We start from the raw sequence: 12,022 nt of genomic DNA on the forward strand, positions 1-12,022 counted from the left end.
GCACGGGGCCGGGCCGGGGGATCGCCCTGTTCTTCCTGCTCCTCGGCGCGGCCACCGTGTTGCTCGTGGTGGCGTGCACGCTGCTGCCGAGCGTCCGCCGCGTCGAACAGGCCCTGCCCGATGCGTCGCCGGAACCCCTTCCCGGCCTCGGTTCCTGACCTGACTTCAGCCCAGGTCCTTCAGGGCGGCGCGCACGGCGGACAGGTCCGCGGGCAGCTCCACCGGCGGGTTCGCATGCGCGGCCTTCACGTCCGTCAGCGTCTCCCGGTGGTAGCCCACCTTGAAGTCCGCGAACTTCAGCCCGTGCGCGGTGGCCACCACCGCGACGCTCGAGCCCTTCGCCATCACGCCCGACGCGGCCAGCTTCTCCACCGCCGCCAGCGCGACGCCCGTCTGCGGACAGGCGAAGGTGCCCTCGCGGTCCGCGCGGGCCGCCGCGTTGGCCAGCTCCGACTCCGACGCCTCCTCCACCACGCCGTCGAACGCGCGCAGCATCCGCACCGCGCGGCGGAAGGACACCGGGTTGCCAATCTGGATGGCGGACGCGAGCGTGGCCCCCGCCTGCATGGGCACCAGGTCCTGGAAGCCGCCCCGGAAGGAGCGCGCCAGGGGGTTCGCCCGCTGCGCCTGCGCCACCGCGATGCGCGGCCGGCGGGAGATGAGCCCCAGGTTGAACAGCAGGTCCAGGCCCCGGCCCAGCGCGCTCGCGTTGCCCAGGTTGCCGCCCGGGATGACGATCCAATCCGGCGGCTCCCAGCCCAGGTCCTGGCACAGCTCGATGGCGATCATCTTCTGGCCCTCGATGCGCAGCGAGTTCATCGAGTTCGCCAGGTACAGCCCCGTGTCCGCCGTCACCGCCTGCACCAGCTTCATGCAGCCGTCGAAGTCCGTGTCCAGCGACAGCACGCGCGCCCCGTTGGCGATGGGCTGCACCAGCTGCGCGAGCGACACCTTGTTCTTCGGCAGGAACACCACCGCCGGGATGCCCGCCGCCGCGGCGTACGCGGACAGCGCCGCGGACGTGTCGCCCGTGGACGCGCACGCCACCGCGCGGATGGGCGTGCCCCGCGAGCGCAGGTGCTTCACCGCGGACACCAGGACCGTCATCCCCCAGTCCTTGAAGCTGCCCGTCGGGGAGACGCCGCACTCCTTCAACATCAGCGAGCCCAGCCCCAGCTCCGCCGCCATGCGGGGCAGCGGCTTGAGCGGCACGCGCCCCTCGCCCAGGGAGACGATGTCCTCCAGCGGCAGCTCGGGCAGCGCCCACTCGCGCTTGCCCCAGACTCCGGAGCCGTCCGGCAGCCGGGACGTGGCGAAGCGGGACTCGAAGCGGCGCTTCCACTCCGAGGCGGGCACGGCGCGCAGGGCGGCCTCGTCGTGGGCCACCTCCAGCAGGCCCTCGCAGCGCGGGCAGCGGTAGACGACCTCCCACAGCGAGGCGGTGAAGCCGCAGCCCTCGCTGCACGCGTAGCCCGCCTTCAGCGCCGGAGCCGTCACGCCTCCGCCTCCACCTTCGTGCCGCACGCCACGCACGCGCGGCCCGGCCAGGCCGGCACGTGGCAGGAGGGACAGGGCACGCGCTCGCCCTCGTCCGCGCCCCGGCGCTTCGCCGTCGTCTGCGCCGCCACCTTGACGCGGGGCAGCCGCATGCCGCAGCCGTCACACAGCAGGCCCTCCGCCTGGACGTGGCGGCAGTAGCGGCACGTCACCGCGCCCACGGGGGCGGCGGTGCGCACGCCGTCGTCCTGCGCGCGGCCCGTGTCCAGGTCGCTCATCGGTGCGACGGGCACCTCGCCGGTGATGCCCGAGCGGGTCAGCTCCAGGTCAGGCACGGACATGGCCGGCAGGTCCGGCCCCGAGCGCAGCCGCGTCAGGTCCAGCTCCGGCAGCACGGGCGCGTCCACGGGCACGCGGCCGCCCGCGTGGTGCGTCAGCTCCAGCTCCGGCAGCGGGGCCACCATGGGCTCCGGGGTGTTCACGAGGCCGGGAAAGCGCTTGCCGCAGCCTTCGCACTCTTCGCCTTCCGACTGCACGTGGTCGCAGACCGGGCAGATGATCATGGACGGGACGTTACCGGGCCCCTCCCCTCACGGCAACGCGACCCGGGACGCAGGGAGTGGGCGTGCAGGCGGGCGTCCTTCCGCACCCGCCAGCACCCTCAGAGCGGAGCCGAGGCCTGGCCCGTCATGGGGACGAAGCGCACCGGCAGCAGGCGCTCGACCCGGGGCAGCATCCCCGGCTGGCCCCGGCGGATGCGCAGCAGCTCCTGCGTCTCGTTCATGGCGCCCACGGGAATGACCATGCGCCCCCCGGGCCGCAGCTGCCGCAGGAGTTCGCGCGGGATGTCCGCCGGCGCGGCGGTGGCGATGATGGCGTCGAAGGGCGCGGCCTCGGGCCAGCCCAGGGAGCCGTCCCCCTCCCGGAAGTACACGTTGGTGAAGCCCAGCCGGTGCAGCAGGCGCCGGGCGGGCCGGGCCAGCTCGCGGACGATCTCCACCGTGAAGACCTCGCGGGCCATCAGCGCGAGCACCGCTGTCTGGTAGCCGGAGCCGGTGCCAATCTCGAGCACGCGCTCGCAGCCGCGCAGCCGCAGGGCCTCCGTCATCAGGGCGACCACGTAGGGCTGGCTGATGGTCTGTCCATGCCCGATGGGCAGGGGCACATCCTGGTAGGCCGCGTCCCGCGCGCCGTCGGGCACGAAGTCCGCACGGCTCAGGTTGGCGATGGCCGCGAGCACCCGCCGGTCCCGGATGCCCTGCCGCGCCAGATACTCCGCTCGGCCCCAGTCTCCCATCGTGGACGTCCCCCATGGTCCTCCACGGGAAAAGTAAGCACCCCGACAGTCCGAGACAATCCGAGGGCCGGACGCAAGCCTTCCCGGGCCTACCCCACCCGGGCAAGCGCGAGCCGGCCCTCCCAGCGCTCCTCCAGCGCCTTCACGAGCCCCTGGTGGTCCGGGTCCTGGAGCTTGGGGTCGGTATCCATGATGCGCCGCGCTTCCACCTGGGCGAGCGACAGCAGGTCGCCGTCGCGCACGAGGTTCGCCACCGCCAGCTCCGGCAGGCCGCTCTGCCGCGTGCCCAGGAACTCACCGGGGCCGCGGATCTCCAGGTCCTTCTCCGCGATGACGAAGCCGTCGCTGCTGCGCTCCATCACGCCCAGCCGCTCGGTGGACTCCCAGGAACGCGCGGCGCCCGCGACGAGGAAGCAGTAGCTGGCCGCGGCGCCACGGCCCACGCGCCCGCGCAGCTGGTGCAGCTGCGAAAGGCCGAAGCGCTCCGCGGCCTCCACCACCATGACGGACGCGTTGGGCACGTCCACGCCCACCTCCACCACCGTGGTGCAGACGAGCAGCTGGATGCGCTTGTCGCGGAACGCCTCCATCACGGCGTCCTTCTCCTCCGGCTTCATGCGCCCGTGCAGCAGGCCCACGCTGGCGGTGGGAAACACGACCTGCAGCTTCGCCGCGCCCTGGGTGGCGTCCTCCAGGTCCAGCTTCTCCGACTCTTCCACCAGCGGATAGACGACGTAGGCCTGGTGGCCCTTGGCCAGCTCCGCGCCCACCGCTTCGTAGACGCGCGCGCGCTGCTCGTTGTTGAAGACGCGCGTGGTGATGGGCGTGCGGCCCGGCGGGAGCTGGTCGATGATGGACACGTCCAGGTCGCCGTAGAGCGTCATCGCGAGCGTGCGCGGGATGGGCGTGGCGGTCATCACCAGCACGTCCGGCGTGAGCCCCTTGCTCATGAGCGTGTGGCGCTGGAGCACGCCGAAGCGGTGCTGCTCGTCGATGACCACCAGCCCCAGCTTCTGGAAGGACACGCCGCCTTCAATCAGCGCGTGCGTGCCCACGGCGAGGTGGATGTCCCCCTTCGCCACGGCCTCGCGCACCTCGCGCTTGTGCTTCGCGGTGCCCGCCGCGCTGATGAGCCCCACGCGGAAGCCCAGCGGCTCCAGGATGCGGCGGAAGGTGCGCTCGTGTTGTTCGGCCAGGATTTCGGTGGGGGCCATCACCGCCACCTGGTAGCCGTCCTGCAGCGCCACCATGCCGGCCACGAGCGCCACGGCCGTCTTGCCGCTGCCCACGTCGCCCTGCACCAGCCGGTTCATCGGCTCCGCGCGCGCCATGTCCCGCGCGATGTCGCCCACCACGCGCGCCTGCGCGCCGGTGAGCTGGAAGGGCAGCGCGGCGCGGGCCTTCTCCAGCCGCTCCGGGGTGACGTCGAAGGCGATGCCCTCCTCCGCCTTGATGCCCTGGCGCTTCAAGGCCATGCCCAGCTGGAGGAAGAACAGCTCGTCGAACGCGAGCCGGCGGTGCGCGGGGCTCTGGTGCGCGTCCAGCGCCTCCAGGTCCGCGTCGTCGGGCGGGAAGTGGATGAAGCGCAGCGCGTCCGGCAGCCCCATCAGGTGGTAGCGGCGGCGCAGGTCCGCGGGCAGCGGCTCCTCCAGATGGTGCGCGTGCTGTTCGCTGATGCGCGAGGTCAGCTCGCGGAAGGAGCGCTGCTCGCCGCGCTCGAAGCCCGGGTAGACGGGGACGATGCGGTGGAAGTGGACGGAGGTCGTGTTGTCCAGGTCCTCGGCGGGCTCCAGCTCCGGGTGGGCCATCTCCCGGCCATTCATGGAGGCGCGCACTTCGCCGGAGAGCACCAGCTGCTTGCCCACGGAGAAGCGGCTCTTGAGCCACGGCCCCGCGTTGAAATAGGTGGCGGCGATGCTGCCGGAGCGGTCTCCCACGACGGCGCGGAACATGCGCTTGCCGCCGCGTCCCGGGACGAAGTCGGCCGTCTTGACGGTGCCCACCGTCACGCCGCGCTCGCCGGGGATGAGCTCCGCGATGGTGCGCAGCCGGCGGCGGTCCTCGTAACAGCGTGGCAAGAGGAACAGGATGTCGCCGGTGCGGCGCAGGCCCTTCTTGTCGAGGACGGCGACGAGGCGCGGCCCCAGGCGCTTGCCCAGCGTCTTGAGCGGCGCGGACAGCGGGCCGGTGCGCGGCGCGATGGACAGGAGCTTCGCCTCGGAGCGGGACGCCTCCGCGCCCACGGCCTTGGCCTTCTTCTTCCGCGTCTTCTCGGCGGGTGCGCGGTCCGCCGGCGGCGCGCCCTTGCGCGGGTCGGTGCCTGCCCCGGTCTTGGCCGCGGGAGCGCGGGCCACCGCATTGCCGGGACCGGCGGCGGTGCCACGGGACGCGGCCATGCGAGCACCGTAAGGCAGGGGTTCGTCCTGGGCAGGGAGCATGGCACCGCCACGCGAGGCCTGGCCCGCCGCACCGCCACGTCCCGCCCCGGTGCGTGCGCCGTAAGGCGGGGCGTCACCCTGCGCGGAGCCTGCCGCCCCCCCTCGGGAGGCCGCCATGCGCGCGCCATAGGGCACGGGCTCCCCCCTGGCCGGGCCCGCGCTCACACCCGGTGGCGTCGCGGTCCGCGATCCCAGAGGAAGCGTCTCGGACCCGGGGGCCTGACGGGCCTGGGGCGTGGATGCGGAGCCCGGCGGTGTCCCGCCCGCCAGGGGCACGGGGTCCTGCGAACGCCAGGGCGGCACGGTATTGCCGCGCGCCTCCAGCGTCCCCGGCGGCGGCGTCAACCGGCGACGGGGCGGCGCGGGGAGGAGCTCCCCTTCAAGCAGGTGCGCACGCTCCGGCGCACGCGGGAACCCCGCCGCCACGGCGTTGATCTCCCCCGTGACGACCACCCGCTCCAGTTCCTCCGGCAGCGCCACGCCGCTGAGCTTCAGCGCGCCCAGCACCTGACGCAGCGCGGCCTTGCGGTGCTCCGGAGGCGCGGGCGGATCCACGTGCGGCAGCGCCGCCTTCAAATCCTCCAGCGCTCGCGCGTCCACGCCCCCGGCCGCGGCCAGGGTGCGCTCCATCAGGGTGCGCAGATCCCGCACGGTCCCGAGCTGGGCGAAGTCGCGCTGACACGCGTACTTGAGAGGTCCAACGAGGCTGGCAAGCGGGTGGTTCACGCGGATTTTCCAGCCTCCATCCTACGAAGCGCCTGACGCCGCGCGGAAAACGAAACCGGGGGAGCGAGCCCAGGCCCGCCCCCCCGAAGGACACCCGACCAGCCGGGCGTCAGCTCGCGCTGGCCGGCTCTTCCTGCGGATCCTCGAAGCTGATCTTCACGACCTCCAGCTCGCGGACGCCGCCGGGGCTCTGCACCGTGGCGATGTCGCCCACCTTCTTGCCGATGAGCGCGCGCGCCACCGGAGAGGTGACGGCGATCCACCGCTTCTTCAGGTCGGCCTCCGTCTCCCCCACCAGCCGGTAGCTGATGGTCTTGTCGTTCTCCGTGTCCACCAGCTCCACGGTGGCCCCGAAGACGACCTTGTCGCCGCCCAGCTTCGACGGGTCGATGACCTCCGCGCGGGCGATCCAGTCGCCGAGGGTCAGGATGCGCCCCTCGATGTGCGACTGCTTCTCCTTGGCCGCGTGGTACTCGGCGTTCTCACGCAGGTCGCCGTGCGCGCGCGCGACCTCGATCTCACGCGAAATCTTGCCCCGCTCCACGGACTGGAGGTGCTTCAGCTCGTCCTTGAGCTTCTGCAGACCGTGAGGGGTCATCGGGATGTTGTCGCTCCCGCTCATCGAACCACCGCTCCTTCCATCACCTGGCTGCATGCATCGGGGGTCCGGCGCTCCCTCCTGGAACCCGGCCCGCGACTCGAAAGGGTCAATGTAGGGAACGAGCGACTCGCGGGTCAACGAAAGCCTCATCATGACCGTCCGGTAGTGGCTGGGCGCCCGACGGCCGACCCGTTAGGCTGCCCCCCGTGTTGTCCGTCCAGGAATTGCGCGCGCTCGCCTCCGCCCTCCCCGTGGGCGCCTTCCAGCATCAGCTGGGTCCCTTCGCACTGGTGCAGCGTCCGCCGTCGGAGCTGTCCGCCGCCGCGCTCGCGCCCACCCGCATGGCGGATCCCGGCGACGTCGAACAGGGCATGCTCGCCCTGCTCTTCGAGTTCGACGACCTGCTCGTCGCCAGCCTCCCCAACCTCAAGGACTCCGACGTGCTGAGGATTGGCCGGAGGCTGGACTGCGAGCTGGTGCTGGACGACGCGTCCGTGTCCAAGCAGCACGCGGAGCTCAAGTGGAGCCGCGCGGAAGGCCGCTGCACCGTGCGCGACCTGGGCTCCACCAACGGCACCTTCGTCAACGCCAGCACCATCGGGAAGCGCGAGGTGCCGCTCAGGGGCGGCGACATCCTCAGCTTCGGCAACGTCCAGTTCTGGTACCTGCTCACCGACGCGCTGCACGAACGGCTGCGCGCGGGCGCGGCCTCCGGCCTGGGCTCCCACTCCGGCTGAAGGCCGCCCCGCCCTGCCTCAAGGACAGGCGCCGCAGTCCGCCGCGCACGCGTTGTACGTGTTGGACGTCCCGCAGTGCTCCGTGACCTGGCAGACGCCGTCACCGCACAAGGCCACGTCCGCTTCGCGCACGCGTGTGGTGAGCGGCTGGAAGGTGACCCCGCCCGCCGTACAGCTCGCGAAGGCCAGTCCCGCCGTGCCATCCGGGGTGCACGCCGCCGAGCATTTCCCCACGTAGACGAGCGGCGCGCACGTCATGCGCGGCGCCCCGGTGCCATCCACCACCGCGCACGCGCGCGTGGTGCTCTGGTTCGCGGCGAGCGGCGGGTTCTGGCTGCCCGCGTAGATGCCCTGTCCCTGGAAGAGGTTGCCGAAGAAGCACGACTCCGGCCGGGAGAACGTGGCCAGCTCCTCCGCGGAGGAGGCAATCGCCTGCCCCAGCCCGTCCCGGCCCTGCACGGAGATGGGCACGCTCACGCCGAAGGGGTTGGCGTGCGCGGCGAGGCACGCGGAGACGATCTGCTGTTCCGCCAGCGTCGCGGGCGCGCCCCCGGCCCAGCCCGGCGCCAGCCCCAGCAGCCCCGTCCAGGTGTGCACCGTGTTCGTCGACGCATGCGTATACGCGCGCGTCTGCCCCGCTGGGACGGCGCAGCGCACGACGTAGCGCATGACCTCGTCCGCGAGCGCCGGATCCGCGCTGAACCAAGACGCGAAGGCAGCGGTTGACATGCCATTGAACGACAGGCCATTGAATGACAGCCCGTTGAATGACAAGCCATTGTAGGACAGCCCATTGGCGGACAGCTTGTTGTAGCTGAGGGCCTCCTGCTCCTGCGTGGCCAGTGAATCCATTAGCGCGGGTTCCTTCGCGCCAGGGTCACAGCCCGCCCCCAGCACCGCCAGGGTCAGGCCCCATGCCCCGACCAGCGTGCGCACTCCCGCTCCACGACGACACCCGTTCTCCATGTTCCCCATGTGTGCACCCTCCTGCCGCCTTGGGGTCCTCCGGCCGGACCCACAGTCATTCGGACGAGAAGGGCGTCAAAGACAAACGGGCGAGCAGCGCCCCCTCACGCACGAAAAGTGTGACCACGTTGTACGTGGGGCAAGGCGCGAGAGGCACGGGAAACGCGGGAGCGAGGTGAGGGCCGACACTCGGGGCGTCTGGCGTTGAACGCGTGGGCCAGGGTCCATCCAGGAACGTGAAGGCCGTGGCCCTCCGGGGTGAGGATACGTGTCCCCACGCCGGCGCCACGGCCGTCCGTTCCATCCCGTGAGAGGGTGGGATTACGGCTGCTGCGGCATGGCGATCTTCACCTGGGCCTTGTCCAGCCTCATGGCGGACAGCTCGCGGTTGATGTTGGCCAGGTCCGCCTGGGTGATGAGGCCCGGATCATGTCCGCCCGGGGGGCCGCCGCCGCCCTTGGGGCGCGGACCTTCGGGGGAGACGGCGCCGCCACGGTCCGGATCCACCAGGGACAGGCCACCGGCCTTCTCCACGGAGGTCAGCGCCTTGAAGCCGGCGGTGGTGCTGGCCGCCTCCTTCTGGCTGAGCTGCTTCACCAGCGTGAGTTTCCCGCTGCCCCGGTCGTACCGGTACATCCGGGTGCCTTTGGCGCCGTCATCCACGGCCACGTCCACCGCGCCCGCGGGCCTCGGTGCCGGGTTGGCGACGGGCTTCGCCGCCGGGGTGGTGACGGGCTTCGCCGCCGGGGCGACCTTCACCGCATTGTTCTGCGTCTTCGCCTGCTGGGCCCCGGCCTGCGTCGCCGACAGCGTGGCGATACCCACGGCCATTCTTCCCACTGCGGACTTCCAACGCGTGATCATGATTCCTCCCGCTTCCATTACGTACTCGGGCGCGATTATTCGCCGGAATCCGGGCTATTCGAACACGACCAGGTCCTGGACCCACCTGGCGCTGCCCTGCTGGAGCCACCGGGCCCGGGTGTCCCGGAGCGCCTGGGCGGGCGGTGTGCCGCGCCGCAGCGTGTCCAGCAGCGCCTGGAAGAAGGCCCCGGCCTCCACGTCCGGCACCTCCGTGGACGGCGCGACCACGGCCCGGGCGCCCGCCTGGATGAGCGCGGCCGGCAGGCTCCACACCGCGTGGTAGCGCCACGCGCCCACGTTCGCGTCGCAGGCGGCCAGCAGCACCACCGGGGCGCCCTGGAGGGTCTGACCCTCCAGGTCCTCCGCGGTGAGCGCGTAGCGGCCGGCCGCGTCCGGGGACAGCGCCAGGAAGGCCGCGTCGGACACGGCGCCGGAGAGGCCGTGCGTGTGCAGCTCCACCTCCGTGGCGTCCTTCATCTCCGCGAGCACCGCCTCCGGCGTGGCCGCGCGGCCCCGCAGGTGGACGTCACCCGGGCCCGTCACGCCCTTCCAAGGCATCAGGTGCGGCAGCCCCAGCGCCGCGGGCGGCTCCACGTCCGACACCACCAGCCGCTTGGGGACGGGCGCCCCGGCCGGGGCCTCCACGCGGTGGCCACCCGGGGCCAGGTAGCTCCACGCGCGGTCCCCCGGCAGCAGCCCGGGGCGCCCCTGGAGGATGGGCTCGGCGAGCACCCGCACCGCGTCGCAGCCGGCGAGCACCTGGAGGAGCGGCTCGGGCACCTCGGGCACCTGTTCGCGCAGGGGCCGCTTCAGGGCGTTGAGGTACAGCCCGCTGCTCGCGCCGGTGGGGCCGCGGGCGACGAAGAGCAGCCGTTCATCCTGGCCGGCCAGCGCCAGCAGGCACGACGTGGGCGCGGTGCGGTCCAGCTCCTCCGCGAGCAGGTCCACGGCGGGGCCCCACTCCTTCGCCCTGCCGGCGTCCATCACCAGCACGTGGTGGCTGTGGGCCCAGGCCTTGCGCGCCTCGATGTCGGTGGAGCGCTGGAGCGCGGAGCCGGTGATGACCCCGCGGAGGATCTGGCGGCCCTCCTCGCGGTCGCGCTCGATGAGGATGCGCCCCTCGATGTGGCCCACGAGCAGCCGCTCACCGGCCGTCAGCGACGGGTCCTCGCGCAGCACGCGGATGCGCTCGCGCACGCGGTCAAGCTCGCGGCCCGGCACCGCGCTGCCCTCCAGCCGCAGCAGGTCTCCGGCGACGGCGACCTCCAGGAGCGTGGGCGCGGTGGGACAGGCGAGCGCGTCCTGCACCTCGCGCCGGGCCCGCTTCGCGTCCAGGTCCTCCACGAAGAGGAGCGCCCGCGCGTGGTGGTACTCCGACCGGCGCGCGCAGTCCTCCGGCGCGTGCTGGACGTACTCGTCCAGGAACGCGCGGGCCAGCGCCGGGGCGTGGCTCAGCCGCGCGCTGGTCACCAGCTCGGCCAGGAGCATGTCCTCCTGGAACCAGCTGTCGCTGCGGAACGCCTCCTCCAGCGCGGAGCGGGCCAGGGACTCGGCCTCCTTGCGGCGGTCCAGCCGGTTGTAGAGGGCCGCCAGGTTCCGCTGGAGGTCCACGCAGCGGTACTGGAAGCCCGCGCTCCGGCACGACGCCAGCCCGTCCTTGAGGGACCGCTCCGCCGTCTGCGTGTCGCCCCGGTCCTGCGCCGCCTGCGCCCGGCCCCGGGCGAGCGGGGCGTCGTACCAGGCGGGCTCGCCGGACTGCCGGACCAGCGTCGTCAGCTCGTCGACGAAGCGGTCCTCCTGGTGCAGCAGCAGGATGGCGCCCAGCAGCAGGTCGCGCTCGCTGGAGCGCCGCAGCCGCGCGAGGAACGCGTCCGCCTCCGCGCCCTCCAGGGGCCGCGTGCCGGCCAGGATTTCGCGGTAGGTGTTCGCCAGCGGGCCGCGCTTGTGGAAGTCCGCCGCCGCCACGTGGGCCACGTAGGCGCTCGCCGTCTTCGTGCGGTTGGCGTCGTCCAGCACTCCGGCCAGCGGCGCCAGCGCCTTCACGCGCTCCACGGACGGGGCCGCGCGCAGCGCGTGGTAGAGGTACAGCCGCGCCAGGTCCGGGTTGCGCCGCGCCATGGAGGCCGGGTACGGCGTGCCGTCCAGCGCCAGCGCCATGCCGGCCGCGTTCATGGCCTTCCACGAGTCCCGCCGCGCCAGCGCGCCCTTGCGCAGGCCGTCCGCGCGCTCACTGGCCTCGGTGCTCCAGCCGGGCTCCTTCGCCTGCGCCACGCGGGAGAACTCCGCCGCGGCGGCCAGCTCCAGCGAGAGCGCCTGGAGCGCGAGCCCCCGGTTCCAGTGCAGCCGCGTGTCGTCCGGCGCGGACTCCAGGCCGAGCTCCAGCAGGGACAGCGCGCGCTCCGGCTGGGCCCGGCCCAGGGCGGCCAGCGCCAGGTCTCCCATGACGGCGGGCGACGCGGGCAGGCGCTCCAGGATGCGCTCCGCGCGCTCGAAGTCCCCGGCCGCGAGCCAGGCGGTCGCGACGCCGTGCAGGTCCCCCTTCGCCTCCAGGTCCGTCAGGGCCTTGAGGTCCAGCTCCCGCCGTCCGTCCGCGCTGCCACGCATCGTGCCCAGGGCGCGGTAGCCCGCGAGCCCCGGGTGGCTCAGCCGGCCCTCCAGGGGGCGCGCGGCGGCGAGCGCGAAGGGCAGCGTGCGCTCCGTCTCGGATGACCGCCATGGGCGCCCCACCACCAGCACCGCGAGCACCACCGCGGCGGCCGCCGCAGCGAAGCCCGCCACGCGGCGGCGATCCCAGACCGCGCGGGGACGGGGACGTTCGGAGCGAGCGGGCGAGGATCGCGCTCCTGCTTCGGACACCGGCTCGGACGGGGTTCCCGGACCGGGCACGGCCCGGAGT

9 protein-coding genes are annotated in these 12,022 nt (G+C 73.0%); 1 reads left to right on the forward strand and 8 read right to left on the reverse strand.

The window, feature by feature from the left end:
- Nucleotides 1-165 precede the first annotated feature (165 nt).
- From thrC to greA, 5 genes are all read right to left on the reverse strand, one after another.
- Complete coding sequence (gene thrC, locus D7W79_RS29725; protein WP_120528754.1) at nt 166-1,497, reverse strand: threonine synthase; 1,332 nt, start codon at nt 1,495-1,497, stop codon at nt 166-168.
- Nucleotides 1,494-2,060, reverse strand: coding sequence for a hypothetical protein (locus tag D7W79_RS29730; RefSeq protein WP_120528755.1), 567 nt, complete (start codon nt 2,058-2,060; stop codon nt 1,494-1,496). Before D7W79_RS29730 ends, thrC begins: the two co-directional genes overlap by 4 nt.
- A gap of 98 nt (nt 2,061-2,158) precedes the next feature.
- Nucleotides 2,159-2,794, reverse strand: coding sequence for a protein-L-isoaspartate(D-aspartate) O-methyltransferase (locus D7W79_RS29735; protein ID WP_120528756.1), 636 nt, complete (start codon nt 2,792-2,794; stop codon nt 2,159-2,161).
- 89 nt (nt 2,795-2,883) lie between these two features.
- Nucleotides 2,884-5,958, reverse strand: a complete 3,075-nt coding sequence (recG, locus tag D7W79_RS29740; protein WP_120528757.1) for an ATP-dependent DNA helicase RecG — start codon at nt 5,956-5,958, stop codon at nt 2,884-2,886.
- Nucleotides 5,959-6,067: 109 nt separating this feature from the next.
- Complete coding sequence (gene greA / locus D7W79_RS29745) at nt 6,068-6,580, reverse strand: transcription elongation factor GreA (RefSeq protein WP_120528758.1); 513 nt, start codon at nt 6,578-6,580, stop codon at nt 6,068-6,070.
- Nucleotides 6,581-6,765: 185 nt separating this feature from the next.
- On the opposite strand from greA, the gene D7W79_RS29750 reads away from it, so the two are divergent.
- Nucleotides 6,766-7,296 carry an FHA domain-containing protein gene (locus D7W79_RS29750; RefSeq protein ID WP_120528759.1) on the forward strand — a complete coding sequence of 177 codons (531 nt, stop codon included), beginning with the start codon at nt 6,766-6,768 and terminating at the stop codon, nt 7,294-7,296.
- A gap of 18 nt (nt 7,297-7,314) precedes the next feature.
- On the opposite strand, the gene D7W79_RS29755 is transcribed toward D7W79_RS29750, so the two are convergent.
- From D7W79_RS29755 to D7W79_RS29765, 3 genes are all read right to left on the reverse strand, one after another.
- The gene (locus D7W79_RS29755; protein ID WP_244222038.1) at nt 7,315-8,232 is read right to left on the reverse strand and encodes a hypothetical protein; all 918 of its coding nucleotides are present in this window, start codon (nt 8,230-8,232) and stop codon (nt 7,315-7,317) included.
- Nucleotides 8,233-8,583: 351 nt separating this feature from the next.
- Nucleotides 8,584-9,093: a hypothetical protein gene (locus D7W79_RS29760; RefSeq protein ID WP_120528761.1), complete on the reverse strand. Its 510-nt coding sequence runs from the start codon at nt 9,091-9,093 to the stop codon at nt 8,584-8,586.
- An 87-nt stretch (nt 9,094-9,180) separates the two neighbouring features.
- The gene (locus tag D7W79_RS29765) at nt 9,181-11,904 is read right to left on the reverse strand and encodes a CHAT domain-containing protein (protein ID WP_244222039.1); all 2,724 of its coding nucleotides are present in this window, start codon (nt 11,902-11,904) and stop codon (nt 9,181-9,183) included.
- Nucleotides 11,905-12,022: the final 118 nt, after the last annotated feature.

Origin of the sequence: Corallococcus exercitus (genome assembly GCF_003611585.1) — a bacterium.
GTDB lineage: Bacteria > Myxococcota > Myxococcia > Myxococcales > Myxococcaceae > Corallococcus > Corallococcus exercitus.